The sequence below is a fragment of the Rathayibacter caricis DSM 15933 genome, assembly GCF_003044275.1.
Lineage (GTDB): Bacteria > Actinomycetota > Actinomycetes > Actinomycetales > Microbacteriaceae > Rathayibacter > Rathayibacter caricis.
The window spans coordinates 1,817,694-1,843,362 of the sequence record NZ_PZPL01000001.1 but is presented as its reverse complement, the minus strand read 5'-3'; the positions used below and the strand labels follow the sequence as shown (position 1 = coordinate 1,843,362).

Below are 25,669 nucleotides of genomic sequence, written 5' to 3'. Positions count from 1 at the left end.
CGTTCATACTGTTCACGCGGAACGGCCGGAGCCCGCTCCGCCCGCTGCGAGAGGTGACGAGGAGGTCGCGATGCCCCGAGTGCGCGCCCCGCGTGCGCGCCGCGACCGCGGCCCGCGCGGCAGCATCGCCGCGCGGTTGTTCGCGGTGCAGCTGCTCTGCATCCTCCTCATCGCCGCCGCCGCGGTCGCCGTGCTCGCCGTCGACGCCCGCGGGCGCGCCGGTGACGACGCCGCCGCGCGCAGCCTCGTCGTCGCCCGCACCGTCGCCGACAACCCGTTCGTCGTCGAGTCGACGCAGGAGGCGGATCCGTCGCGCCCGCTGCAGCCGTACGCCGAGGCGATCATGGCCGACACGGGCGTCGACTTCCTCACGATCATGAATCCGGACCGCACCCGGTACACGCACCGCGACCGCGAGCGGATCGGCGAGGCCTTCATCGGGACCATCGCCCCGGCGCTCGAGGGCCGCACGTTCACCGAGACCTACACGGGCACGCTCGGGCCGTCGGTGCGCGCGGTCGCGCCGATCCTCGACGGGAGCGGCGAGATCGTCGCGCTGGTGTCGGCCGGAGTCACGCTGCAGGCGGTCGACGCGTCCTTCGGCGCCCGGGTGCAGGTCGTCGCGTGGGGCGCGCTCGGCGCCGTCCTGCTCGGCGGTCTCGGCTCCTGGCTCCTGGCCCGCTACCTGCGGCGGGTGACCGGCGGGCGCGGCCCGGAGCAGATGAGCCAGGTGTTCGCCTACTACGAATCGGTGCTGCACTCGGTGCGCGAGGGGCTGCTGCTGGTGGACGACCGGGGGCGCCTCGTGCTCGCGAACGACCACGCGCTCGAGCTCCTGGGCCTCGAGGGCGTCCGCACCCCGGTGCCGATCGCCGACCTCGACATCCCCGAGGCGCTGCGCGAGCTGCTCCGCTCGGACGAGCCGGTCACCGACCGCCTCGTCGTCGCCCGCGAGCGGATCCTCGTGGTCACGGAGCAGCCGGCCGCGTCGCCGGGAGCACGTCCGCTGGGCACGGTGACCACCCTCCGCGATCGCACCGAGCTGCAGCGGATGACCGGCGAGCTGGAGTCGATGCGCACCCTCTCGGACGCCCTGCGCTCGCAGACCCACGAGTTCTCGAACCGGCTGCACACCATCGCCTCGCTGATCGAGCTGGGCCGGCCCGAGCAGGCGCTGTCGTTCGCGGCGGGCGAGCTGACGCTCAGCCAGCGGCTCGCCGACCGGCTGATCACCTCGGTGCAGGAGCCGGTGATCGCCGCGCTGCTGCTGGGCAAGATGGCGCAGGCGCGCGAGCGCGGCGTCGAGCTGCACCTCGAGACGCACCTGGAGCCGGGCACGCAGGGCTTCGAGCCCGGCGATCTGGTGACGCTGCTGGGCAACCTGATCGACAACGCGCTCGATGCGGCCGCGGCTCCCGAGGGCGTCGACGAGCCGTGGGTCGAGGTCTACCTCGGCCACGCGGAGGGCGCGCGCGGCGAGCAGGAGCTGGTGATCCAGGTGTCCGACAGCGGCCCCGGAGTGGAGGAGACGGCGGACGTGTTCGCGCGCGGGTACTCGACGAAGGAGCAGGACGCGTTCGGCCGCGGCATCGGACTGGCGCTGGTGCAGCAGGTGGTGCAGCGCCTCGGCGGCACGATCGAGGTGTCGCGGCACGTCGGCGCGGTGTTCACCGTCCAGCTCCCGCTGCCGGTGCGCGCCGACCTGGCGACGGAGGCGGCGCGATGACCCCGATCCGCGTGCTCGTCGTCGAGGACGAGCCGCTCACCGCGAGCGCCCACGCCGACTACGTCCGCCGTGTCGAGGGGTTCGAGGTGGCGGCGGTCGCCGGCACCGGGGCCGAGGCCATCCGCGCACTGCGGGCCGACTCCGGCATCGCGCTGATCCTGCTCGACATGAACCTGCCGGACATGGGCGGGCTCGACCTCTGCCGGGCCGTCCGAGCGGCCGGGCTCGACGTCGACGTGATCGCGATCACGGCCGTGCGCGACGCGGCGGTGGTGCGCGCCTCCGTCGCCGCGGGCATCGTGCAGTACCTGATCAAGCCGTTCGTCTTCAGCACGTTCGCCGCGAAGCTCGCCAGCTACCGCTCCTACCGCGGGCAGCTGCACGGCTCGGCCGTCGCGAGCCAGCACGAGGTCGACGGCGCGTTCGCGGCGCTGCGGACCTCGAACGCGCCGGGCCTGGCGAAGGGCCTGTCGGCCGAGACGCTCGAGTCCGTCACCGCGCTGCTCGGCGAGGTCGGGCTGTCGGCCGCCGAGCTCGCGACCCGCCTCGACGTCTCGCGGGTCACGGCTCGGCGCTACCTCGAGCACCTGGCCGACACCGGAGTCGCGGAGCGCGCTCCCCGCTACGGCTCGCCCGGGCGGCCGGAGCTGGAGTACCGGCGGCGCTAGGGCCTGGTGAGCACTAGGCGGCGTGCTCGCGCAGCGACGCGGCGATCTCCTCCTCGATCAGGTCGTGGTTGATCGCGGCGCCCACCCGCAGACCGTCGGCGGCCGCCGCCATCACCTGCGACATCGGCTCCACCAGCGAGCCGGCGGCGAAGACGCGGGCGACTCCCGTGCGCCCCATCGGGTCGGCCGAGAGGTGGCGCGCGACGCCGGAGGGGTGGTCGACGAGCTCGAGACCGAGTCCGGCGGGCAGGCGCGCCGAGACGTCGGGGGCGACGACGAGCGCGTCGAGCGGGAGGATCGTCCCGTCGATCACGACGCCGACCAGGCGGTCGTCCTCCACGCGGACCTCCTCGACCGCGCCCTCGACGAGCGCGATGCCGCGGGCGGCGAGTCCGCGCGCCTCCTCCCCCGTCGGCGCCTCGACGCCGTTCAGCAGGATCGAGACGTGCGGGCTCAGCTGGCGGAACATCTGCGCCTGGTGCGGCGCGAATCCACTGCCGAGCACGGCGATCCTCCGCCCGCGCACCTCGAAGCCGTGGCAGTACGGGCAGTGCAGCACGTCGCGGCCCCAGCGCGGCGCGAGGCCGGGGATCGCGGGGAGCCGGTCGGCGACTCCGGTCGCGAGCAGCAGCCGCCGGGCGTGCAGCACGGTGCCGTCGGCGAGGGTCGCCGAGACGGCCTCGCCGGTGCTGGATGCGCTGACGACCCGCCCGGTGACGACCCGGGCGCCGTAGCCCTCGGCCTCGAGGCGGGCCAGGCGGACGAGCTCGGTCGGCGCGCTGCCGTCGCGGGTGAGGACGTTGTGCGCGCCGGGCGCCGGGGCGTTGCGCGGAGGGCCGCCGTCGACGACGAGGACGTCGCGGAGGCTGCGGCCGAGGGCGGTGGCGGCGGCGAGGCCGGCGAAGGAGGCGCCGAGGATCAGGACGTCGGCGGGGGCGGGGGTGCGTGTCATGGATCGAGAGTGCGCCGCCCGGGAGCCGGTGTCGCGGATCCGTGCTGTTCCGGCACGACGGCGCGGCCCTTCTGCCAGTCTCGGAGCATGCCCGACGACTCCCGACCCTCCGACGACGAGGTGCTGGCCGCCGTCGGACCGCGACTGCGCCGACTCCGCCTGCGCCGCGACCGGACCCTCGCCTCGCTCTCGGCCGAGACCGGGATCTCGGCGAGCACCCTCTCGCGGCTCGAGAGCGGGGGCCGGCGCGCGACGCTCGAGCTGCTGCTGCCGATCGCCCGCGCACTCGGCGCCCCGCTGGACGAGCTGGTCGGAGCGGCGCCCGAGGACCCGCGCGTGCACGGGCGCCCGATGCGGCGGAACGGGATGCTCATCCAGCCGCTCACCCGCGACTCCGGCGGACTGCAGGCGTTCAAGCACACGATCCCGGGCGGGCCCCTGGCACCGCCCGTCGACGATCTCGAGCAGCGCACCCACGAGGGCTTCGAGTGGCTCTACGTGCTCAGCGGACGGCTGCGGCTGCGGCTCGGCGAGCACGACCTGGTGCTGCCCGCCGGCGAAGCGGCGGAATTCGACACGCGAGTGCCGCACTGGTTCGGCCGGGCCGACGAGAAGCCGGTCGAGTTCCTGTCGCTGTTCGGGCGCCAGGGCGAGCGGATGCACGTGCGCGCCTCCACTCGGCGCTGAGCGCCGCTCACTGCGTCGCAAGCACCTCGCGGACGAAGCCGGCGGACTTCGCGCGCAGCGTCTCGATCCGCTCGGCCTTCGCCTGCTCGACGTCGAAGCCGACGTAGGCGATCGGGGGCCGCGCCCGCACGTTCGCCGAGCACTGGAAGTCGGCGCAGACGAGCGTGCCGAGCGAGTCGCCCGAGCGCCCGGCCGCGCCGGCCTTGCGCGCACCGAAGAAGACGACGTCGTTGGGGAGGCGCGTGTCGCGGCACCACGAGCACTGCGCGCGCGAGCGGGGCAGCGCGTCAGCCTGCCGCAGCAGGACCCCGACGGCCCGGCCGTCGATCGGCACCACCACGTAGGCGCGGCGCCCGATCTTCTTGTCGCGCCAGCCGAGGAGGTCGATCGAGTCCCAGTCGAGGGAGTCGAAGCCGACCGGCAGCGAGACGTCGGCGACCTCCTTGCGGGAGGCGTTCACGAAGGAGGCGCGCACCGCGTCCTCGGTCAGAGGGAGCATCCCAGCACCCTAACCCGAGGGTCGGCCGGAGTGGGGGCCTACCCCAGGTGCGCGACCGCCTCCGACGGCGCCTGCGCGAGGAACTCCTCCTTCTTCACCCGGATCATCGCGACGGCGACGCCCGCCGCGATCACGAGCCCGACCGCCGCGGTGACGAAGACGGCGGAGTAGCCGTCGACGAGAGCCGCGGGCGAGGGCTCGGCGCCCACGGCACCGGCGTAGATCGTGGTGAAGATCGAGAGCCCGATCGAGCCGCCGATCTGCATCGACGCGTTCGCCGCCGCGCCGGCGGCACCGGCGTCGTGCGCGGCGACTCCGCTGAGGGCGAGGTTCTGCACGGGGACGAAGATCAGCGCCATGCCGAGGCCGAGCACGATCAGCGCGGGCAGGACCTGCACGACGTAGGCGCCGTCGGCCGTGATGCGGCTGAGGTAGAGGAGCCCGACGGCGGCGATGATCGGCCCCGCGATCATCAGCGGACGCGGTCCGACGACGGGGAGCAGACGGGTCGCGACACCGGCGACGACCATGATCGTCAGCGTCATCGGGAGGCTGGCGAGCCCCGCCTCGAGCGGCGGGAGGCCGAGGACGATCTGCAGGTGCAGGGTGAGGTAGAGCGTGGAGCCGATCATCACGCTGCCGACGATGGCCTGGATGAGGAACGCGCCTCCGCGGACCCGGTCCGACACGATGCGCAGCGGCAGCGAGGGGTGGTCGGAGCGCGCCTGGATGCGGACGAAGAGCGCGAGGAGCAGGACTCCGACGACCAGGAAGCCGATCGTGTCGACGCGGAGCCAGCCCTGCTCGGCGAGGGTGAAGCCGTAGACGACCGCGCAGAGCCCGAGCGCGACGACGACGGTGCCGGCGATGTCGAAGCGGTTGCGGCCCTCGGCGCGGCTCTCGGTGACGAGCAGCGCTCCGGCGACCACGCCGACGACGACGAACGGCACGTTGACCAGGAGGCACCAGCGCCAGTCGGCGAACTCGGTGAGGAGGCCGCCGAGCACGAGGCCGACGGCCGCTCCCGCGCCGGCGACCGCGCCGAAGACGGCGAACGCGGTGCTGCGCTCGCGGCCGCTCGGGAAGGTGACCGTGAGCAGGGCGAGCGCGGCGGGGGCGAGCAGGGCGGCGAACGCGCCCTGCAGACCGCGGGCCGCGATCAGCTCGGTGCCGGAGGAGGCGAGCCCGCCCCACGCGGACGCGGCGCCGAAGCCGATCATCCCGATGAGGTACGTGCGCTTGCGCCCGGTGTAGTCGGCGATGCGGCCGCCGAGCAGCAGCAGGGCGCCGAAGGCGAGGGCGTACGCGGTGACGACCCACTGGCGCTCGACGTCCGAGAGGCCGAGGTCGCGCTGCGCCTCGGGGAGCGCGATGTTCACGATCGTGCCGTCGAGCACGACGACGAGCTGCGTGAGCGCGAGGATCACGAGGACCCACCAGCGGCGGGACGGGGAGTGGCTGGTCACGGAGGCCTTTCGAGGAGGGTGGGAGCGGGACCGGCGGGTCCTGATCCGCACCGCGTCGTCGGGGCCGAACCAGCCCAACCGGTTGGTTGGGCACGGACGAGTGTAACGTTCGTGCGGCCGGAGGTGCGAGGGTGAGCGAGACGACGACGGCGGGCCCCGAGCCCGCCCGCGAGCGGATCCTGCGCGCCGCGACCGGCGAGTTCGCGGCCCACGGCTTCGCCGGAGCGCGGATCGACCGCATCGCCGCCGCCGCGGGCTTGAACAAGGAGCGGCTCTACGCCTACTACGGCGGCAAGCGGGGCCTCTTCGTCTCGTCCGTCGTCGGGGCCCTGCAGGAGCTCGACGCCCTGCTGCTCGAGGAGGCCGTCGATCTGCCGGACCTCGCCGAGCGGATGTTCGACCACGTCTGGGACCACCCGGAGTTCCTCCGCCTGCTCACCTGGGCGCGGCTCGAGGGCCCCGGCTTCTGGGAGGAGGCGAGCGAGCGCCTCGGCGCCGTCCCGGCTCCCGAGATCCGGGTGCGGGAGTGGCAGGCGGCGGGAGCGGTCGACCCGGCCTGGGCGCCGGACGACGTGTTCATCGCCCTGCTCGGCCTCTGCGAGATCTGGCACCTGACGCCGTTCTCGGACCGCTCGGGCGGGGACGCGGTGCGCGCGCGGCGCCGGGCGTTCGTCGTGCACGTCGCGGCGCTGGTGGCGGGGCCGCCGCCCGGCGCTGACGCGGTCAGTCCGCGGTCGTGAGCCGCTCGAGGTAGCCGGCGAACGCGAGCAGGTCCTCCTCGGGCCAGGTGCGCAGGGCCCGGTGCATCCGCTGGCGCTGCTCGCCGCCGAGGTGCGCCGTGCGCTCGCGGCCCAGGGCCGTCAGTGCGAGGAAGCGGGCGCGCCCGTCGTCGGGGTCCACGGTCATCTCGACCATGTCCAGCTCGGCGAGCTGGCGCACCTGTCGGCTGATGGCGCTCCGGTCGACGCCCAGCCGCTCGGCGGCGACGCTCGCGTGGACCGGGCCGCAGCGCTCCAGCATCCGCAGCAGCCGCAGGCCGAACGGAGGGAGCGACGGGTCGATCGCGGCCGCCGCGTCGCGCACGGCGCTGCGCACCTGCACCGCGAGCGCCGTGATCTGCTCCTCGACCTCGGCGAGCGCGCGCGGGGACGCCGCGCCGGGAACGGATCCCGGCGCGGCGTCGAGGACTCCCGAGGGAGTCATCAGCGGCGCTCGACCACGTCGATCGAGCCGGTCGGCCTCGCCTGGCCCACGGGACGCAGGCCCGCCTGGCCGTCGGCCGTCGCGATGAGCGCGTCCTCCGCGTCCTCGACCACGCGGGTCGAGCCGGTGGCGGGGGCCCCGGGCTCCGACTTCAGCTGGATCGCGTTCTTGGTGCCGAGGTCGACGTTCGGGAGCAGGATCACGGCGATCAGGGTGATGATCGCGAGCGGGATGCTGAAGAGGAACACGTCGCCGACGCCGATGCCGTAGGCGCTCTCGACGACGATGCGGAGCGGCTCGGGCAGGGTGGCGACCTGCGGGATCGTGCCGCTGCCCAGCGTCTGGGCGGCGAGCGCCTGATCCGCGGGCTCGAGGCCGGCCACGCCGCTGCCGATGCGGTCGGCGATCACGGTGCCGAGGATCGAGCCGAGGACCGAGACGCCGATCGTGCCGCCGAGGCTGCGGAAGAACGTGACCGCGCTGGTGGCGACTCCGAGGTTCTTCACCTCGATCGAGTTCTGCACGACGAGGACGAGGTTCTGCATGAGCATGCCCAGGCCGGCGCCGAGGACGGCCATGTAGATCCCGACGAGCACCAGGTTCGTGTCGTAGCGCAGCGTGCTCAGGAGGTAGGTGCCGACGACCGCGAGGACGCCGCCCGAGACCATGATCGCCTTCCACTTGCCGGTGCGCGAGATGATGCCGCCGAAGATCGTCGAGGCGATCAGCAGGCCCGCCATCATCGGGATGGTGAGCAGACCCGACTGCGTCGGCGTCGCTCCGCGCGAGAGCTGCATGTACTGCGCGAGGAACACCGCGGTGCCGAACATCGAGACGCCGACCGAGACGCTCGCGACGACCGCGAGGCTGAAGGTGCGGTTCCTGAACATCCCCATCGGGATGATCGGCTCGTCGACCGTGAGCTCGACGATCACCGCGGCCACCAGCAGCACCACGGCGCCGCCGACCATGAGCGCGGTCTCCCACGAGGCCCACTCGAAGTTCTTGCCGGCGAGCGAGACCCAGATCAGGAGCAGGGACACGCCCGCGGCGATCAGGACCGCGCCGAAGTAGTCGATCTTCACCGTGCGCTTGGGGTGCGCGGGGAGGCGGAGGGTCACCTGGAGCAGCACGATCGCGACGATGGCGACGGGCAGCGCGATGAAGAAGTTCCAGCGCCAGCCGAACGCGTCGGTGACGACGCCGCCCAGGAGGGGGCCGCCGACGGTGCCGACGGCCATCACTCCGCCGAAGAGGCCGGCGTACTTGCCGCGCTCCCGGGGGCTGATGATGTCGGCCATGATGATCTGGCTCAGCGCCGCGAGACCGCCGGCGCCGAGGCCCTGGAAGACGCGGAACACGATCAGCATATTCGTGTCCTGCGAGAAGCCCGCGGCCGCGGATCCGAGGACGAAGACCGCGAGGGCGAGCTGGATCAGCAGCTTGCGGTTGAAGAGGTCGGCGAACTTGCCCCAGAGCGGGGTCGAGACGGTGGTCGCCAGGAGGGTCGCGGTGACGACCCAGGTGTAGGCGTTCTGGTCGCCCTTCAGGTCCGAGATGATCAGCGGCAGCGAGGTCGAGACGACCGTGCCGGCGAGGATCGAGACGAACATGCCCAGCAGCAGGCCGCTGAGCGACTCCAGCACCTGACGGTGCGACATGGCCCCGTCGGGGCCTGCGGGGGTGTGGCGATCCGGGGCGGAGGCCTCCGGAACGGTGCGCTGTGCGCGGGACATACGGCTCCTCGAGTGTGATCTGCGGTTCTAGTTGACCGGGGTCAACTATTGACCAAGAGCAACTATATAGCCGGGCGCGGGTTTTCGCCAGAGGGGCCGACGAACCGGTCGGAGGGGTCGCGAACGCAGACGGGCGCGCCCCGACCGCGACGGCAGCCGCTCAGCGCGACGAACGGACGGAGCCCCGCCGGCGGACGAGCACCACGCTCACGACCACCGCCGCGACGAGCACCGCGAGCACGGCCACTCCCGCGGGAGACCCGGCCGCCGCGCCGATCACGGCCCAGAGCACGGCGAAGCCGACCGTGGCGTAGATCAGCGCCCAGGCGGCGCAGCCCGGGATCATCGCGAGGAGGTAGACGAGCCAGCGCATCCGCGTCGCACCCGCCGCGGCGTTGACCACCGTCTGGAATCCGACCGTCAGGAAGCTCACCGTGACGGCGGGCGCTCCGTACCGGGCGAGCACCGCGGAGGCGCGCCGCATCGCCGGGGACTCCAGCCACCGGCCCCACCGGCGGGAGGCGACTCCCGCCGCGATCGCGCGCGCCAGCCAGTAGGTGGCCTGCGCACGGAGGAACACGATGGCGAAGAGGGCCGCCAGCAGCTCCACGAACCCCAGCTCGTCGAGGAGAGCGGGCACGGGGTCCTCCTTCTGCTCGAGCGGGGGTGCGAAGGCAAGGCTACCCTTCCCCGGAGCGCCCGCTCCGTCCTCCCGCCCTAGGCTCGACGCATGGACAACATCGACCGGAAGATCCTCGATCTGCTGCGCCAGAACGCCCGGGCGGGGTACGGCGACATCGGAGGGGTGGTCGGGCTGTCCGCCTCCGCCGTGAAGCGCCGGGTCGACCGCCTCGTGGCCGACGGCGTGATCCGCGGCTTCACCATCAAGGTCGATCCCGCGGTCGACGGCATGGCGACGGAGGCGTACGTCGAGCTGTTCTGCCGCGGCACCGTCGCCCCCGACGAGCTGCGCCGGATCCTCTCGGCGGTGCCGGAGGTCGTCGACGCCGGCACCGTCACCGGATCCGCGGACGCCATCGTGCACATCCGCTCGCGCGACATCCCGAGCCTCGAGCTCGCGCTCGAGAAGGTGCGCATCGCCCCGAACGTCGACCACACGCGCTCGGCGATCGTGCTGTCGCGCCTGATCCAGCGCGGCGAGGCGTAACGGGGGCTCGGCTCCCTGCGAGCGGGCGGGCTCAGTGCGAGCGGCCGGCGACCACGTCGGCCAGGCTCGCGAGCGGCGAGGTGGTCGCCCTCCCCCGGGCCTCGGCGCCGTCGGCCAGGCCGTACGCGGTGTAGAGCGTCGTCACCGCGAGCCAGCGCAGCGGCTCCGGCTCCCACCGCCGCACGCGGTGGTCGACCCACGGCAGCTCCGTGAGCGGGGTGCGCTCGCCGAGCACGAGGTCCCGGAGGGTCCTCCCGGCCAGGTTGGTCGCCGTCACCCCCGTGCCGACGAAGCCGCCCGCCCGGCCGAGTCCCGTGGCGCGGTCGAGACCGACGGTCGCGTGCCAGTCGCGCGGCACTCCGAGAACGCCCGACCACACGTGGTCGATCCCCACTCCCTCCAGCACAGGGAAGAAGCGCTCGAGGATCCCGCGCAGCATCCAGAGCGTGCGCGGGTCGGTCGCCCCGTCGACGTCGATCCGGGAGCCGTAGCGGTACGGCACTCCCCTGCCGCCGATCGCGATGCGGTCGTCGGCCGTGCGCTGCGCGTACATGTAGGCGTGCGCGAAGTCGCCGAGCGTCTCGCGTCCCGCCCAGCCGAGCTCGTCCCACACCGCGGCGGGCAGCGGCTCGGTGGCGACGAGCGAGGAGTTCATCGGCAGCCACTCCCGGCGGTGACCGGCGAGCTCGGCGGTGAAGCCCTCGGTGGCGCGCAGCACGATGTCGGCGCGGACGGTTCCGCGCGCCGTGACGGCGGCTCCGGGGCGGATCTCGTCGACCCGGGTGTCCTCGTGGATCACGACTCCGAGCGCCTCGACGGTGCGCGCGAGTCCCGCCGCGAGCTTCGCGGGATGGATCCTGGCGCAGTGCGGGTGCCACATGCCGGCCGAAGTGCCGCTCACGGCGATCCGCGCCGACGCCTCCGCCGCGTCGAGCAGCTCGACGTCGGTGTGGGCGCGGGCCCGGGCGGCGGCGACCGTCGCCTCGAGGCGCCGCTTCTGCGCCGGACCGCGGGCCACCTGGTACTCGCCGCCCTTGACGATGTCCGCGTCGATGCCTTCGGCGGCCGCGACGCGGATCACCTCGTCGACCGTCTCGTTCACCGCGAGCTGGAACCGGTCGACCGCCTCCCGGCCGTGACTGCGGGCGTAGGAGGAGACGCCTCCGGTGATCTCGTTCGTCAGCCAGCCGCCGTTGCGGCCCGACGCCCCGAAACCGGCGAAGCGCTGCTCGAGCACCGCGATCCGCAGATCCGGAGCGGCCTTCTTCAGGTAGTAGGCCGTCCAGAGGCCCGTGTAGCCGGCGCCCACGATGCAGACGTCGACGTCCAGCGGCCCCGGGAGTGCGGGCCGCGCCTCCGGTCGCCCCAGCGAGGACCACCAGAACGACACGTCGCCGTTGACCGGCTCCCGGGACGGCATCGGGTCAGTAGGCCATGCCGGGGAAGGCCGTCATCATCTCCGAGAAGAGCGCGCCGGTCCAGATGATCACGATGAGGAACGTCACCGCGACGACGCCGAGGAAGATCCAGAGCGGCAGGAGGCCGCCGCCGGTGACGCGCTTGACGACGACGCTGCGGCCGATGACGTACACGTACGGAGCGGCCAGGAACGCCCACGCCCAGTGGAACGGGCGCTGGATCCCGGCGCGCTTCAGCTGCCGCCAGTCGAGGAACGCGAAGACGACCTCGGCCGCGTAGATCAGGAACCCGATGACCTGCACCGCACCGAGGCCGAGGAGGTAGGCGGTCGAGACGCCCATCGACGACGTCGTGCCGTAGGCCGAGCTCATCGCCGACTCGACGACGAGGCTCGGCGGGAGCAGCAGCACCGACAGGGCCGAGAGCAGCGGCAGCAGGACGACGACCCAGATCCAGGGCGTGGCGCTGACGATGCTCGTGTCGCGGGGCTGCTGCGCGGGGCGCGAGGGCGCGGAGGCGTAGGGCTGAGCGGGGGTCTGCGCGGCGTAGGGGTTCTGCTGGGCGTAGGGGTTCTGCTGCGCGTACGGGTTCTGCTGCGCGGGCTGCTGCGCCGACGGCTCCGGCGGCACGGGAGCCTGCTGGCCGTACCGCGGCGGCTCCCCCGGCGCCTGCTGGCCGTAGCCACCGGTAGGGGCGACCGGTCCCGGAGCCGCCGGCCCCGTGGCCGACTGCCCCGAGGCCGACTGCCCGTACGTCGTCGACTGCCCGCTCGACGTCTGCCCGTAGAGCGGCGCGGGCGGCGTCACGGGCGCGGCGGGCGGTGCGGGAGGCGTCGCCGCCGGGGCGTCGCGGAGCGAGTCCGTCCAGCCGGTCCCGTCCCACCAGCGCTGCCGCGGCGATCCGGCGGGGTCGGGGTACCAGCCGGCCCGCGGTCCGGACGAGGCCTGCGCCTCGCCGCCGCCCGCGGTCGACCCGGCCGCCGTGTTCTCGTTCTCGTCGGTCATGGCGTTCTCCGCATCCCCGTCGGGCTCCCTGCCCGCAGTCCTCCTGAAGGCTAGCGTCGCGGAGCCCGCGGCGGCCTGAGCGTGCCCGGCGAGCATCCGAGGAGAGGGCGATGAGGGCGGGCCTCATCAGGAGGGAGGAGATCGGGCCCCGGGCAGGGCGCGACGCGGCGGTGCTCGCCTACGGTGAGGCCATGTCCACGCCGCGCCGCTCCCGTCCGCTCCTCGTCGCGCTCGCCCCGCTGCTGGCCGCGCTGTTCGCCGCGTTCTGGATCACCGCCGAGATCGGCCGGCTCGCCGCTCCGGGCGCCGCGCTCGCGTTCGCGGTGCTCCTGGGACCCGTCGCGCTCGCGATCGGCCTCAGCACCATCCGCCCGTCCGTCGCCCTCGCCCTCGTCCTGGCCGTCCCGCTCCTGCAGCTCGTCCGCCTGCCCGGCGCCGACTCCACCACCTGGCCGATCCTCGAGGGCTCGCTGATCGTGGCGTTCGCGGTCGCCCGACGGGCCGGCACGCGCCTGCGCTGGGGCGCCCTGCTCGTCGGCGTCGCGTGGTCGACGGCCGTGGGCTTCTCGCTCGTCTTCTCGGCGGGCTGGCTCAGCTGGATCGGCATCGGCGAGACTTTCGAGCACCCGCAGCTGGCGCTCGGCTGGGCGCTCAGCCTCACCGCCGTGCACGCGCTGCTCTGGGCGGTCTGCTGGACGGCCGGCACCGCCCTCCAGTTCGCCGCGCGCACCGAGGCCGCGAGCGAGCGGATCGAGAGCACCGAGCGCGAGCTGCTCATCGCGGGCTACGAGCTGCGGGCGCTGAAGGAGCGCAGCGAGATCGCGCAGGAAGTGCACGACGTGCTGGCGCACTCCCTCGCCGTGGTGATCGCGCTGGCCGACGGGTCGCGGTTCCTCCGGCGTTCGGAGTCGGACGCGGGAAGCGGATCGACCGAGACCTCTCTCCTGCGCATCGCCGAGACGTCCCGGTCGGCGCTCGTCGACCTCCGGGGCCTGATCGAGGGGCTCACCGAGGAGACCGACCGACCCCAGCCCGGGCTGGCCGATCTGCCGGAACTCGTCCGCCGCTTCGAGGGCACCGGAGTGCAGGTCGAGCTGCGCGAACTCGGCGACCCCGCCGACCTGGCGCCCGCGCAGCAGCTCGCCGTCTACCGCATCGTGCAGGAGAGCCTGACCAACGTGCTCAAGCACGGCGGCGCCGGGCCGCACGCTTGGGTCTCGCTCACCTGGGACGGACCGGGCCTCCTCCTCGCCGTCGCGAGCCGCCCGGGCGGCGCGGCCCCCGCCGCGCTCCCGGCCCGTCGGGGCTTCGGCCTCGCCGGGATGGAGCACCGCGCCCGGCTGGCGGGCGGATGGCTCACGGCGGGCCCCGACCCGGACGGATCCTTCCTCGTCACCGCGTTCCTGCCGACCACCACCGCGGCCCTGCAGCGCCGGGAGGCCCACGCGTGAGCGCGCCGATCCGCGTCGCCGTCGTCGACGACCAGGAGCTGTTCGTGCACGGCCTCCGCATGCTGCTCGCGTCGCAGCCCGACCTCGTCGTCGCGGGGACCGCCCACGACGGCGAGGCGGCGCTCGCACTCGTGGACCGGGAGCCGCTCGACGTCGTGCTGATGGACATCCGCATGCCGCTTCTCGACGGGCTCGAGGCGACCCGGCGGATCACCGGCGGCGAGGGCGCCGAGCGCACGAGCGGTCCGCAGGTGATCGTGCTGACGACGTTCCGGCAGGAGGAGGCGGTGTTCCGTTCGCTGCGCGCCGGCGCGAGCGCGTTCCTCACGAAGGACGCGACGCCGGAGCAGCTGCTCGCGACGGTCCGTGCCGTGGCCGCGGGCGATGCTCCGCCGGTCGCCGCCGACGCCCTGGTCCGCCGGTTCGCGCACGTCCACGGCGAGCGCCGACCGGAGGAGGTCCTCGCGGCCCTCTCGCCGCGGGAGCGCGAGATCTACGCCCTCGTCGCCAAGGGCCTGACCAACGCCGCCGTCGCCGGAGCGTCCTTCATCAGCGAGGCCACGGTCAAGACTCACGTGCGCAGCATCCTGGTGAAGCTGGGGCTGCGCAGCCGCGTGCAGATCGTGGTGCACGCCTACGAGAACCGGCTGGTCTGAGCCGCGCGCGCCCCCTGGGCCAGGATGGAGGCATGCCGCATCTGATCCGCGCCCGCGCCGCCCTCTTCGACATGGACGGGACGCTGGTCGACTCGACCGCGGTCGTCGAGACCATCTGGCGCTCCTTCGCCGACCGCTTCGGCCTCGACCGCGCGATGATCCTCGCCTCCGTCCACGGGGTGCGCGCCGAGGACAGCGTGCGCCGCTTCGCCCCGCCCGGCAGCGACGTCGCCGGCATCGTGGCCGAGCTGAACGCGTACGAGCTCGAGCACACGGAGGGGACGGTCGAGATCCCGGGCGCCGTCGCGTTCCTCGCGGCCCTGCCCCGCACCCGCGTCGCCCTCGTCACCTCGGCGAGCCCCGCCCTCGCCGCCGGCCGGCTCGCGGCCGCCGGCGTCCCCTCCCCCGACGTCGTCGTCACCGCCGACGACGTCCTGCACGGGAAGCCCGCCCCCGACGGCTACCTCGCCGCCGCCGAGCGCCTGGGCGTCGTCGCCGCCGACGCTGTGGTCTTCGAGGACGCCGAGGCGGGCGTCCGCGCGGGCCTCGCGGCCGGCATGCGCGTCGTCGTGGTCGGCGGGCACAAGAGCCCGAGCACCGAGGGCCTGCCCCGCATCGCCCACTACTCCGACGCGCGGGTGGTCGTCGACGGGGACGACCTGCTGATCGACCTCGGCTGACGGCAGCGGGCCCCCGCGATCCGAGGATCGCGAGGGCCCGCTGCAGGGGAGGCGAGGATCAGAAGTCGAACTCGCCGATGTTCTCCGAGTCGAACACGAACGGGTCGCCGAGGAGCACGGTCGCGTCCTCGCCCACCTCGAACGTGCCCAGGTCGCCCGCCTCGAACGAGTCGCCGGTCTCGCCGGTGATGTCGCCGTCGATCAGGGCCTTCGCCGCGTAGGCCGCGAGGTAGCCGAGGTCTCCCGGGTTCCACAGGGCGAACGCGGTGACGGTGCCGTCCTCGACGTACTCGCGCATCTGGTTCGGCGTGCCGAGACCGGTCAGCGCGACCTTCCCCTTGTAGTCCGAGGTCGAGAGGTAGCGCGCGGCCGCCGCGATGCCGACGGTGGTGGGCGAGACGATGCCCTTGAGGTCGGGGTGCGACTGCAGCAGCGCCGCCGTCTTGTCGAACGAGGTCTGGTCGTCGTCGTCGCCGTAGACGGTGTCGACGAGCGTGACGTCGGGGTGGTTCGCCTCGAGCTCCTCCTGCATCAGCTCGATCCAGGTGTTCTGGTTCGTCGCGTTGGCCGACGCCGAGAGGATCGCGATCTCGCCCGAGTCGCCGATCTGCTCGGTGATCAGGTCGACCTGCGCCTTGGCGATGCCCTCTGCCGTGGCCTGGTTGATGTAGAGGTCGCGGCAGTCGGCGTTCGTGTCGGAGTCGAAGGTGACCACCTTCACGTCGTTGTCGCGGGCCTCGTTCAGCGCGTCGCAGATGGCCTTCGGGTCGTTCGCCGAGATGACGATCGCTCCGGCGCCCTGCTGCGTGAGCGTGTTGATGTAGGAGACCTGGGCGTCGGGGGTGGCCTCCGACGGCCCGACCTCGGCGTAGCTGCCGCCGAACTCCTCGATCGCCTTCTCGCCTCCGGCGTCGGAGGTGTCGAAGTAGGCGTTGCCGAGGTTCTTGGGGAGGAAGGTGATCGCGTAGTTCGCGTCCCCTCCGCCCTCGGAGCCGGAGCCCGCGTCGGAGTCGCCGCCGGCGGAGCATCCGGTCGCGACGAGCGCGAACGCGACCGCCGCTGCGGTCACGGAGCCCAGACGCCGGAGCGTGCGGCCCTTCGTGGGAAACGTCATCGTTTCGTCCTTTCGATGTGAGGTGCGGGGGCGGCGCTCGCCGTCCCCGTGCGGGAGGTGCTGTCGGTGCGGACCGGTCACGGGCGGGTGCCCGCGGCCGATCGGGGTGTCCCGGAGCGGGTGCGCTTCTTCTGCACCCACGCCAGGAGGCTGGTGGTCACCACGGAGAGCACGAGGAGCACTCCGGTGATGATGTTGATGACGTCGGAGGTGACGTTGGCCAGGCGGAGCGCGCTGGCGAGGATCCCGATCAGGACGACGCCGGCGAGCACGCCGTGCAGGGCGCCGCGGCCGCCGAAGATCGAGACGCCGCCGAGCAGCACCGCCGCGATCACCTGGAGCTCGAGGCCCGTGGCGTTGTCGCCGCGGGCGGATCCGTAGCGGAGGGTGAAGTAGACGCCGGCGAAGGCCGACACCACTCCCGAGAGCAGGAACAGGACGAACTTCGTCCGGTTTACGTTCACGCCCGAGAAGGTGGACGCCTCGTCGTTCAGTCCGATCGCGTAGATCCCGCGGCCGAAGGAGGTGAAGTGCAGGAGCACCGCGAACACGATCGCGAGGATCACGATCGGCACGACGATCGTCGGGACGGGCGAGTCGCCGATCTTCGAGGTCGCGAGGTCCGTCCAGAACTCCGGGAAGTCGGTGACGGCGGTGGTGCCGAGCAGGCCCACGGCCAGACCGCGGTAGAGCGCGAGCGTGCCGATCGTGACGGCGAGCGAGGGCAGGCCGACCACCGTGATCAGGAACCCGTTCAGCGCTCCTCCCACCGCGCCCGCCAGCAGGGCCACGAGCGCGGCGACCGCGAACGGGGCGCCGGCCTGGGTGAGGATCCCGGTCAGCACGCTCGCCAGGCCCACCGTCGAGGCGACGGAGAGGTCGATCTCGCCCGTGACGATGATCAGCGTCATCGGCAGGGCGATCAGCAGCACCGGGGCGATGTCCAGGAGGAGGTAGGTCACGGTGATCGGGCGGTCGAAGTTGCGCACCGTGGCCGACGCGACGAGCACGACGAGCACGAGCAGCACGATGATCGCGGTCTCGCGGGTGAGCAGCAGGCGCCGGAGGCGTCCGTGACCGTAGTCGCGGTACGTCCGCGCCGTCCGCACGGCGGTCGTCTCGGTCGAGAGAGAGCTCATCGCGCGTCGTCCCTTTCTGCCAGGAGCCGGCGGGACTGCCGGATCGAGAGGACGCGGTCGAGCACGATCGCGCCGATGATGAGGACGCCGACCACGGCGCGCTGCCAGAAGTCCTGCACGCCGAGGATCGGGAGCGCCCGGTTGATTGTCAGGAGCAGGACCGCGCCGAGCGCGGCGCCCCAGACCGTGCCCGAGCCGCCGAAGATCGCGACGCCGCCGATGACCGCCGCTCCCACCGCGTCGAGCTCCCAGCCCGAGCCGGCCTGCGAGTTGACCGTGCCGTAGCGGGCCGCGTAGAGCACGCCGGCGAGCCCGGTCAGCGCCCCGCTCAGCACGAAGGCGGTGAGGATCCGGCGCGTGACGGGCAGGCCGTACAGGCGCGCCGCGTCGGGCTCGGAGCCGATGGCGTAGAACTCGCGCCCGGCCCGGAGGTTGCGCATGCAGTAGCCGGCGACGACCAGCACCACGAGGGCGATGATCGTGAGGATCGGGATGGTCAGGATCTGACCGGTCCCCAGCGCCAGGAAGTCCTTCGGCATGTCCGAGGCGTTGACCCGGTCGCTGCCGGCCCAGGCCACGTTGATGCCTCGGTAGGCGTAGAGCGTGCCGAGCGTGATCACCAGGGCGGGCACCTTGGCGAACGCGACGAGGGCGCCGTTGATCAGTCCGAGCAGACCGCCGAAGAGGATCCCGGCCACGAAGACCACGACGATCGGCAGGCCCGGCACGTCCAGGAACAGCCGGCCCGTGAGGTAGGCGGAGAGCCCGAGGATCGAGCCGACCGAGAGGTCCACGCTCCGGGTGATGACGACGATCGCCTGGCCGACCGCGACGAGCACGAGGATCGACGGCGTCAGCAGCAGGTCCCGCCAGCCGTCGGGGGAGAAGAGGAAGGACGGGTTCTTGACGGTCGTCACCGCGACGAGCAGCACGATCGCGAGCAGGATGCTCGTCTCACGCGCCGTCGCGAAGCCGCGGAGTCCGCGGGAGAGGCCGCCGGAGGAGGGCGTCGGCCGTCCCGTCGAGGGCGCGGTGGTCGTCGCGGCGCTCATGCGGCGCTCCCTTCGGTGCGGTGCGGGGCGGTGGGATCGGCGGTGACGGCGCCCGTGCCGCCGGTGGCGGCGAGCATCACGGCCTCGCTGGTCGCGTCCTCGCGGGCGAGCTCGCCGGTCAGCCGGCCCTCGCGCATCACCAGGACGCGGTCGGCCATGCCGAGCACCTCGGGCAGCTCGGAGGAGATCATGAGGATCGCCATGCCCTCGCCGGCCAGCTGCGAGAGCAGCCGGTGCACCTCGGACTTGGTGCCGACGTCGATGCCGCGGGTGGGCTCGTCGATGATCAGCACCTTCGGATTCGTGGCGAGCCACTTGCCCAGGACGACCTTCTGCTGGTTGCCGCCCGACAGGGTGCCGGCGACCGTGTCGAGCGCGTTGGTCTTCACCTCGAGGCGCCCGGCCCAGATCCGCGCCGCCGAGTTCTCGGCTCCGCGGGTGAGCAGCCCGCCCTTGGTCAGGCCGCGGCGGATGGCCGTGGTGATGTTGTTCGAGACGGAGGCGTCGAGCACCAGGCCCTGCTTCCGGCGGTCCTCGGGCACGAGGGCGACTCCGGCGCGCATCGCGCCGGCCGGGTCGCGCCGGGGCAGCGGGGCTCCGTTCAGCGTCACGGTGCCGCTCTGGTACGGATCCACTCCGAAGACCGCGCGGGCGACCTCGCTGCGACCGGCGCCCACGAGCCCGGCGAGACCGACGATCTCTCCGGCGCGCACGGTGAACGAGATGTCGTGGAACACACCCGGCTGGGTGAGCGAGTCGACCGCGAGGACCACCTCGCCGATCTCGGCCGGCTGCTTCGGGAACAGCTCCGTCACGTCGCGGCCGACCATCTGGCGCACGATGCCGTCGATCGTGGCCTCGCTCGTCGGCGTGGTCGCGATGTAGGAGCCGTCGCGCATCACGGTGATCGTGTCGCAGAGGGCGAAGACCTCGTCGAAGCGGTGCGAGATGAACACGAGCGCCCGGCCCTCGTCGCGCAGGCTCCGCGCCACCGCGAACAGGCGCTCGACCTCGACGCCCGAGAGCGCGGCGGTCGGCTCGTCCATCACCAGGACCGAGGCGTCGAGCGAGATGGCCTTCGCGATCTCGATGATCTGCTGGTCGGCGATCGAGAGGCCCTCGGCCGGCCGCTCCGGATCGATCGACACGCCCAGGCGGCGCATCAGCTGCTCGACCTCGGCGCGCATCGCTCTGCGGTCGATCCGCCCGAAGCGGTCGGTGGGCTGGCGGCCCATGAAGATGTTCTCGGTGACCGAGAGATCCGGGAACAGCGTCGGCTCCTGGTAGATGACGGCGACGCCGGCCGCCTTCGACTGGGCCGTGGAGGTGAAGTCGACGTCGCGTCCGTGCAGGCGGAACTCCCCCGCGTCGCGGCGGTGGACGCCGGCGATGATCTTCACGAGGGTCGACTTGCCGGCTCCGTTCTCCCCGATCAGCGCGTGGATGGAGCCCGAGTGCAGCGAGAGGGTGCCCGAGCGCAGCGCGATGACGGCGCCGAAGGACTTCACCACCCGGGCGAGCTCGAGCGCCGGGGCGGGCGCGGTGTCTGTCACGGAGGTGCCTCCTCGTCGAGGGCGTCGGGTTCGGCGGCTCAGGAATTCTGAATCGATTCAACCTGTGTTCAGGCATACTCTAGGGACGGCGACCGGGTCGGTCAAGACGAGCAGTGCCGCTCGGTGCACGGTCGTGACGGAGGGGAACAGTGGCAGCGAGCATCCGCGACGTGGCCCAGCACGCGGGCGTGTCCGTGGGCACCGTGTCGAACGTGCTCAACCGCCCCGACGAGGTCTCGGCCGAGAACCTGACGCGGGTGAACCTCGCCATCGAGGAGCTCGGCTACGTCCGCAACGACGCCGCGCGCAAGCTCCGCAACGGCGTCAGCTCGACCGTCGGCTTCGTCGTGCTCGACGGCCGCAACCCGTTCTTCGGCGATGTGGTGCACGGAGCGGTCGACGAGGCCTCCCGCCACGGCATCGCGGTGCTCCACGGCAACACCGACGAGGACGTCGCCCGCGAGCGGCACTACCTCGACCTCTTCGAGGAGCAGCAGGTGCGGGGAGTCCTGATCTCACCGCACGGGGACATCACCCGCCGGCTCGAGCGGCTGCGCGAGCGCGGGATCCCGGCCGTGCTCGTCGACCGCTTCAGCGGCGACGGGCGCTTCAGCTCGGTCTCGGTCGACAACGTCGCGGGCGGCCGGATGGCCGTCGACCACCTGATCGCCACGGGTCGGCGGCGCCTGGCCTTCGTCGGCGGCCCCTTCGAGATCCGCCAGGTCGTGGACCGGCTGGCGGGGGCGCGGGTCGCGGCCGAGGACAGCGCCGCCCCGGTCGACATCGAGGTGGTCGCCACCTCGGCCCTCACGGTGGCCGAGGGCGTCGCGGCCGGCGAGCGCCTCGTCGCCCGCCCCCGCCGCGAGCGGCCCGACGCGGTCTTCGCCGCGAACGACCTGCTGGCGCTGGGCCTCCTCCAGTCTCTGGCGACCGGCGGGCGGATGCTCGTCCCCGACGAGATCGCGCTCATCGGCTTCGACGACATCGCGTTCGCGGCCGCCGCCGCGGTGCCGCTCTCGTCGATGCGCCAGCCGAGCACCACGATCGGGCGGACGGCCCTCCGGGTGCTGCTCGAGGAGGCCGCCGACCCCGAGCTGATCCCCCGCCAGACCGTCTTCCAGCCCGAGCTCGTCGTGCGCCGCTCGACGGCGCGCTGACCGGCGGCGGTCCGCGTCACTGCGGTACGCACTCCGCGGTCGCCGTGAGGCTCAGCCCCTCCTGGGTGCCGCGGATGCTCGCCGAGGCGACGCGGTCGTCCCGCTCCGCGGAGGTGGTCCAGAAGTCGCGGCCCGAGGCGCGGTCCGTCCGCTCGAACCCCTCGGCCGCCCAGCCCGCGACCACCGCATCGAAGGGCTCCTGTGCGCTGTCGAGCACGGTGAAGACCGGGATCACGACGTGGCCCTCCGCCCGAGACGCCGACGCGTCCGAGCAGGGCGCGACGACCGTGGTCACCTCCGCCGGAACTCCGGAAGCGGCGATGGCGGCCTCGAGGAACGCGCGCACGCCCGACTCCCCCTCGGCGAGCGCCGCCGCGGCCTCCGCCGGATCGATCACGGGGGCGGGGGGATCGCCCAGCGCGAGGTCGTCCGGCTCCGGCGATCCGAGCGGCAATCCGAGCCAGCCGCTCCGCTCCTCGGAGTAGTCGGGCGCCGTGACGCTGAACGACGTCCGGGGGCGCAGTCCCGCCTCCGCGGCCTCGTCCGCCGTCGCAGCGAGGATCCCGGCCACCTCGTCGAAGTCGGCAGCGGTCAGCCGGATCGAGCCGCGGGCCCTCTCGATCGAGGTCGTCGAGGTGAGCCTCTCGACCCGGGGGTCGGCCGCGAAGGCGTCGATCCGCGAGAGGAGGGCCGCCCCGGGCGAGGATCCGTCCACCCCGACGGACGTCGTGCCTCGCACCAGCGCGAGGTCGGCGGTCGGTGCGAGGGCGCGGAGCGCGGGCACGGCGTCGGCAAACGCCGCTCCGTCGGCCAGCGCGACGGAGCGCCACCACGGGAGGAGGTCGACTCCCGCGGCGAACGACTGCCCGCGCAGCAGGCCCGCCATGTCGACGTCGTCCTCAAGTCGGGGATCGAGGGACACAGCCGCGCCATGGGTGCCCTCCGGGATCCGGAGACCGACCTGCAGGGCGACCTCCGGCACTCCGGCGGAGACCTCGCGCCGGACCTCCGCAGCGATCCCGAGACCGCTCTCGGTCGCCTCGATGTCGAGGCCGGCGATCCACTCGTCCGGTCGGTCCTTCGGATCGGCCTCCGTCAGCGATGTCTCGACCGCCGCCACCCCCGGTAGCGCGCGGAGGCGGTCCGCCAGTCGCTCGAGCGCCACCTCGGAGCCGTCGGGCGGTGCCGTGCAGCCGACGAGGGCGAGGACCAGCGTCGCGAGCAGTCCCGCCGCCGCGCGCCGCCCACTCCTGCGCACGTCAGTACCGGATCGCGTCGATGACCTTGACCCGGACGGCCACGATCGCGGGCACGAGACCGGCCAGCGCGCCGACGAGGGTCGCCGCACCGAGACCGAGCAGCGCCGCCTCCGCCGGGAACGGCGGGATGTCCTCGATGCCGTTCTGCTGGACCCAGTCGACGGTGATCGGGTTGGTGACCAGGATCACGGCGATCGCGACTCCGACGACGCCGGCGACGACCGTCGCGACCACGCTCTCCATCATGATCGAGAAGAAGATGCGGCCCGAGGAGGCGCCGAAGCTGCGCCGGATACCGATCTCGCGGATGCGCTGCCGCACGGTCACGAGGGCGATGTTGAGCAGCCCCAGCGCACCGAGCGCCAGGACGAGTCCGGCGACGCCTCCGATCACCCAGGTGAGCACGGCGAACGGATCGCTGTCGTAGGCGAGGTAGTCCTGGCGGCTCACATCGGCGTCGACGCCGGGGCCGAGCGCCGCGGCGATGTCGCGCTGCACCGCCTGGGCGAGATCGTCCGCGATGTCGAGCGGCACCCACATCTCGTAGCTGGGCGTCGCTCCCCCGCCGAACTGGTCGTCGGCCGGCGTCTGCTCGGCGATCCCCGCGTACGAGTCGGCGAGCATCATCATCGTGGGCTCGGTGTCCCACTGGCTCACCGGAGTGACGCCCACCACGACCGCCGTGGTGTCGCCCTCGGAGCCCAGCAGGGCGACCGTCGGGTGCGTAGCGAGATCCGGTCGACCGAGCCTGTCCCACATGATCTCGCTCACGACCACGGCGGGCGCGAACCGGCGCTCGTCGCGCTCGGTGAACCACGCGCCCTCCTCCATCTCGAGGCGGTGCATCTCCGCGTACGGCTGGTCGACCGCGGTCACCGAGACGTCGACGGCGCCGTCGGAGAACTGCACGCGCGTGGAGCCGAAGGTGGTGCGGCTCGCGTAGGTGATGCCGTAGCGCTCGAGCACCTTCTCCCACGCCGTGTCCAGGACCTCCGCGTCGACGACGCCCTCCGGCCCCGTGGCGTAGGCGCTCACGTACAGGCTGGCCGGGCGGCCGCTCGAGCGCTCCATCTGCTCGACGTTCGCCTGCCGGGCGATGCCGCCCGCCGCGACGACTCCGGTGAGCGCGGCCACCGCCACCGCCACTCCGATCAGCGAGAGCAGGACCCGGCCGCGGTGGATCCGCAGCTCGGTCCAGGCCTCGACGATCGCGCCCGCGACGCCGATCAGGCCGCGCATCAGAGCACACCCTCGGAGTCGGCGGCGGGATCGACTGCGGGACCGAGGACGGCCGGAGCGACGGTCGCCGCATGCGCGGGCACGCGCTCGTGCAGAGTGCCGGCCGAGGACGCCGTGCCGAGACGACCATGATCGAGCCGGTAGTGCCGCTCCGCCCGGGCGGCGATCGCCGGGTCGTGCGTGATGGTCACCAGTGCGGAGCCGGACTCGCGGGCGATCTCGTCGAGCAGGCTCATCACGGTCTCCCCCGTGTCGGTGTCGAGTGCGCCGGTCGGCTCGTCGGCGAGGATCAGCCGGGGTCGGCGCACGAGGGCGCGGGCGATGGCGATGCGCTGCTGCTCGCCGCCCGACATGCGGCCGGGCATCGAGTCGACCCGGTGGCCGAGACCCACGCGCTCGAGCATCTCGGCGGCGAGGTCGCGGCGGCGCCAGAACTCGCGCCCGGTCGCGTACAGCAGCGGCGTCATCACGTTCTCGCGGGCCGTGCGGCCGTCGAGCAGGTTGAACTGCTGGAAGATGAAGCCGATGCTGCCGCCGCGGATCCGGGCGCGCGCCCGCGCCGACAGGGTCTCGGTCGGCACTCCCTCGAGGAGCATCCGGCCGTCGGTGGGCTCGTCGATGAGTCCGAGGATGTTCAGGAGCGTCGACTTGCCGGAGCCGCTCCGGCCGACGACCGAGACGTGATCGCCCTCGCCGACCTCGAGGTCCACCCCGTCGAGGATCGTGAGCGGCTCCGCGTCGGGCAGGGGCACGACCTTCCGGATCCCCTCGAGCCGGAGGACCGTCACGGGCAGAACACCGAGCCGTCGGGGTTGGCGACGCACTCGCCCGACTCGAGGCCGGGGTCGACGGCGGCGGCACCGGGCACGAACTGCAGCAGCTCCACGCCCTCGTCCACGCCGCCGGTGATCTCGACGTTCACGCCGTCGGTGAGGCCGAGGGTCACGGGGATCTCCTCGGTCGAGCCGTCCTCGGCCAGGCGGAAGACGACTCCGGACTCGGCGGTGCCCTCGACCGCCGTGGTCGGCACGACCAGCACGTTCTCGGCGAGGCCGCCCGCGAGCGTGACCGAGGCCGCGAGGCCCGGGAACACGGTGACCTCGGCGGGCACCTGGCAGCGGAAGCTCGTCCCGGAGCCCGTGGTTCCGCCCTCGCCGGTTGCCGCACCCTCGGTGCCTTCGCCGGCGAGCGGAGTGGTGATCGTGAGCCCCGTGCAGGCGAACGCGGCGGGACCGCCGGTGATCGCGACCTGCGCCTCCGTCGGCCGGTCCTGGATCCGGTAGAGCTGCTGGGCGTCGATGGTGCCGGTGACGGAGTAGCTGGGCGGCGCGACCTGGCCGGTCACCTCGCCGACCGTCACGGCCTGGTCGTGGATGACGCCGAGCGCGCTGAGCACGCCCGCCGCCTCGGCGTAGACCCGCTCGAAGCGGACCGCCGGCGGGGGCTGCGAGACGCTGACGGTGCCGTCGGCGGCCGTGGTCTCGACCGGCTCGCGCACGGTCTCGACACGGATGTCGTAGACGAGGTCGCCCTTCGCGACGGTCGCCCCCTGCTGGATGTACACGTCGTCGACGGTGCCGACGGCGGTCGCCTTGAGCGGCACGGCCGGGTCGGCGGCGACGGTGCCCTGGAGCTCCAGGTCGTTGGTGATCGTGCCGCGCGCGACCGCCACGACGGGCTCCGTCAGCTCGCCGGTCGGGACCGTCGGATCGGCCTCGGCCGAGGTGTCCGGGAAGAAGGCGATCTTCACGAGCGCGACGCTCGCCGCTCCGATGATCACCATCCACACGATCGGGAACACCCAACGTCGAACCGCACTCATCTCGTCCCCCGGCTCCGCG

Annotated in this window: 25 protein-coding genes; 9 read left to right on the top strand and 16 right to left on the bottom strand. The window is 73.2% G+C overall.

All coding sequences use genetic code 11. The features are described 5' to 3' along the window. Positions 1–70 precede the first annotated feature (70 nt). Positions 71–1,726 (top strand): sensor histidine kinase, encoded by a 1,656-nt coding sequence (locus C1I63_RS08485; RefSeq protein WP_107574505.1) that lies wholly within the window; start codon positions 71–73, stop codon positions 1,724–1,726. Next, entirely contained in the window at positions 1,723–2,394 is a 672-nt protein-coding gene (locus C1I63_RS08480) for a response regulator (RefSeq protein ID WP_056866384.1), read from the top strand. Before C1I63_RS08485 ends, C1I63_RS08480 begins: the two co-directional genes overlap by 4 nt. A gap of 13 nt (positions 2,395–2,407) precedes the next feature. On the opposite strand, the gene C1I63_RS08475 is transcribed toward C1I63_RS08480, so the two are convergent. Then, entirely contained in the window at positions 2,408–3,346 is a 939-nt protein-coding gene (locus tag C1I63_RS08475; protein WP_107574504.1) for an NAD(P)/FAD-dependent oxidoreductase, read from the bottom strand. Positions 3,347–3,433: 87 nt separating this feature from the next. On the opposite strand from C1I63_RS08475, the gene C1I63_RS08470 reads away from it, so the two are divergent. Beyond that, complete coding sequence (locus tag C1I63_RS08470; protein ID WP_055786587.1) at positions 3,434–4,033, top strand: helix-turn-helix domain-containing protein; 600 nt, start codon at positions 3,434–3,436, stop codon at positions 4,031–4,033. Between the two features lie 7 nt (positions 4,034–4,040). Here C1I63_RS08470 and C1I63_RS08465 read toward each other — a convergent pair whose 3' ends face one another. Both C1I63_RS08465 and C1I63_RS08460 read right to left on the bottom strand, forming a co-directional pair. Then, a complete protein-coding gene (locus tag C1I63_RS08465; RefSeq protein WP_107574503.1) occupies positions 4,041–4,532 on the bottom strand; it encodes an FBP domain-containing protein in 492 nt (163 codons plus the stop codon). Between the two features lie 38 nt (positions 4,533–4,570). Beyond that, positions 4,571–5,998: an MFS transporter gene (locus tag C1I63_RS08460; protein WP_211315600.1), complete on the bottom strand. Its 1,428-nt coding sequence runs from the start codon at positions 5,996–5,998 to the stop codon at positions 4,571–4,573. Between the two features lie 131 nt (positions 5,999–6,129). Here C1I63_RS08460 and C1I63_RS08455 point away from each other — a divergent pair, with 131 nt between their 5' ends. Next, positions 6,130–6,738 (top strand): TetR family transcriptional regulator, encoded by a 609-nt coding sequence (locus C1I63_RS08455; RefSeq protein WP_107574502.1) that lies wholly within the window; start codon positions 6,130–6,132, stop codon positions 6,736–6,738. Here C1I63_RS08455 and C1I63_RS08450 read toward each other — a convergent pair. The 3 genes from C1I63_RS08450 to C1I63_RS08440 form a co-directional block, all read right to left on the bottom strand. Continuing rightward, positions 6,722–7,201 carry a MarR family winged helix-turn-helix transcriptional regulator gene (locus C1I63_RS08450; protein WP_107574501.1) on the bottom strand — a complete coding sequence of 160 codons (480 nt, stop codon included), beginning with the start codon at positions 7,199–7,201 and terminating at the stop codon, positions 6,722–6,724. The two genes, C1I63_RS08455 and C1I63_RS08450, sit on opposite strands and share 17 nt — an antisense overlap. Beyond that, the gene (locus tag C1I63_RS08445) at positions 7,201–8,862 is read right to left on the bottom strand and encodes an MDR family MFS transporter (protein WP_107574500.1); all 1,662 of its coding nucleotides are present in this window, start codon (positions 8,860–8,862) and stop codon (positions 7,201–7,203) included. Before C1I63_RS08445 ends, C1I63_RS08450 begins: the two co-directional genes overlap by 1 nt. Positions 8,863–9,097: 235 nt before the next feature. Further along, entirely contained in the window at positions 9,098–9,577 is a 480-nt protein-coding gene (locus C1I63_RS08440; RefSeq protein ID WP_107574499.1) for a DedA family protein, read from the bottom strand. A gap of 90 nt (positions 9,578–9,667) precedes the next feature. Here C1I63_RS08440 and C1I63_RS08435 point away from each other — a divergent pair, with 90 nt between their 5' ends. Further along, positions 9,668–10,105: an Lrp/AsnC family transcriptional regulator gene (locus C1I63_RS08435; RefSeq protein ID WP_055786568.1), complete on the top strand. Its 438-nt coding sequence runs from the start codon at positions 9,668–9,670 to the stop codon at positions 10,103–10,105. Between the two features lie 31 nt (positions 10,106–10,136). Here the strand turns inward: C1I63_RS08435 and C1I63_RS08430 are convergent, their stop codons facing one another. Together C1I63_RS08430 and C1I63_RS08425 are read right to left on the bottom strand one after the other, a co-directional pair. Then, positions 10,137–11,525 carry an NAD(P)/FAD-dependent oxidoreductase gene (locus C1I63_RS08430; RefSeq protein ID WP_107574498.1) on the bottom strand — a complete coding sequence of 463 codons (1,389 nt, stop codon included), beginning with the start codon at positions 11,523–11,525 and terminating at the stop codon, positions 10,137–10,139. A 4-nt stretch (positions 11,526–11,529) separates the two neighbouring features. Beyond that, positions 11,530–12,528 (bottom strand): DUF2510 domain-containing protein, encoded by a 999-nt coding sequence (locus tag C1I63_RS08425; protein WP_107574497.1) that lies wholly within the window; start codon positions 12,526–12,528, stop codon positions 11,530–11,532. 191 nt (positions 12,529–12,719) lie between these two features. On the opposite strand from C1I63_RS08425, the gene C1I63_RS08420 reads away from it, so the two are divergent. The 3 genes from C1I63_RS08420 to C1I63_RS08410 are packed head-to-tail and all read left to right on the top strand — an operon-like array spanning position 12,720 to position 15,315. Continuing rightward, the gene (locus C1I63_RS08420; RefSeq protein WP_170116355.1) at positions 12,720–13,979 is read left to right on the top strand and encodes a sensor histidine kinase; all 1,260 of its coding nucleotides are present in this window, start codon (positions 12,720–12,722) and stop codon (positions 13,977–13,979) included. Further along, positions 13,976–14,635: a response regulator gene (locus tag C1I63_RS08415; RefSeq protein WP_280523115.1), complete on the top strand. Its 660-nt coding sequence runs from the start codon at positions 13,976–13,978 to the stop codon at positions 14,633–14,635. Before C1I63_RS08420 ends, C1I63_RS08415 begins: the two co-directional genes overlap by 4 nt. A gap of 32 nt (positions 14,636–14,667) precedes the next feature. After that, positions 14,668–15,315 carry an HAD-IA family hydrolase gene (locus C1I63_RS08410; RefSeq protein WP_244907010.1) on the top strand — a complete coding sequence of 216 codons (648 nt, stop codon included), beginning with the start codon at positions 14,668–14,670 and terminating at the stop codon, positions 15,313–15,315. Between the two features lie 58 nt (positions 15,316–15,373). On the opposite strand, the gene rhaS is transcribed toward C1I63_RS08410, so the two are convergent. The 4 genes from rhaS to C1I63_RS08390 form a co-directional block, all read right to left on the bottom strand. Then, positions 15,374–16,429 carry a rhamnose ABC transporter substrate-binding protein gene (gene rhaS, locus C1I63_RS08405; protein WP_055786551.1) on the bottom strand — a complete coding sequence of 352 codons (1,056 nt, stop codon included), beginning with the start codon at positions 16,427–16,429 and terminating at the stop codon, positions 15,374–15,376. A 77-nt stretch (positions 16,430–16,506) separates the two neighbouring features. Then, positions 16,507–17,568 (bottom strand): ABC transporter permease, encoded by a 1,062-nt coding sequence (locus C1I63_RS08400; RefSeq protein WP_055786547.1) that lies wholly within the window; start codon positions 17,566–17,568, stop codon positions 16,507–16,509. Further along, positions 17,565–18,620, bottom strand: coding sequence for an ABC transporter permease (locus C1I63_RS08395; protein ID WP_107574494.1), 1,056 nt, complete (start codon positions 18,618–18,620; stop codon positions 17,565–17,567). Before C1I63_RS08395 ends, C1I63_RS08400 begins: the two co-directional genes overlap by 4 nt. Then, positions 18,617–20,173 carry a sugar ABC transporter ATP-binding protein gene (locus tag C1I63_RS08390; RefSeq protein WP_107574493.1) on the bottom strand — a complete coding sequence of 519 codons (1,557 nt, stop codon included), beginning with the start codon at positions 20,171–20,173 and terminating at the stop codon, positions 18,617–18,619. The genes C1I63_RS08395 and C1I63_RS08390 overlap by 4 nt, the downstream gene beginning before the upstream one ends. A gap of 149 nt (positions 20,174–20,322) precedes the next feature. On the opposite strand from C1I63_RS08390, the gene C1I63_RS08385 reads away from it, so the two are divergent. Then, a complete protein-coding gene (locus tag C1I63_RS08385; protein WP_107574492.1) occupies positions 20,323–21,330 on the top strand; it encodes a LacI family DNA-binding transcriptional regulator in 1,008 nt (335 codons plus the stop codon). Positions 21,331–21,346: 16 nt separating this feature from the next. Here the strand turns inward: C1I63_RS08385 and C1I63_RS08380 are convergent, their stop codons facing one another. Genes C1I63_RS08380 through C1I63_RS08365 form a run of 4 tightly spaced genes read right to left on the bottom strand, consistent with a single transcriptional unit; the run spans position 21,347 to position 25,629 of the window. Next, complete coding sequence (locus tag C1I63_RS08380) at positions 21,347–22,588, bottom strand: hypothetical protein (RefSeq protein WP_107574491.1); 1,242 nt, start codon at positions 22,586–22,588, stop codon at positions 21,347–21,349. Between the two features lies 1 nt (position 22,589). After that, complete coding sequence (locus C1I63_RS08375) at positions 22,590–23,828, bottom strand: ABC transporter permease (protein WP_107574490.1); 1,239 nt, start codon at positions 23,826–23,828, stop codon at positions 22,590–22,592. Beyond that, positions 23,828–24,616, bottom strand: coding sequence for an ABC transporter ATP-binding protein (locus tag C1I63_RS08370; protein ID WP_107574489.1), 789 nt, complete (start codon positions 24,614–24,616; stop codon positions 23,828–23,830). The genes C1I63_RS08375 and C1I63_RS08370 overlap by 1 nt, the downstream gene beginning before the upstream one ends. Then, a complete protein-coding gene (locus C1I63_RS08365; RefSeq protein WP_107574488.1) occupies positions 24,613–25,629 on the bottom strand; it encodes a permuted SH3 domain-containing protein in 1,017 nt (338 codons plus the stop codon). Before C1I63_RS08365 ends, C1I63_RS08370 begins: the two co-directional genes overlap by 4 nt. Between the last annotated feature and the right edge of the window lie 40 nt (positions 25,630–25,669).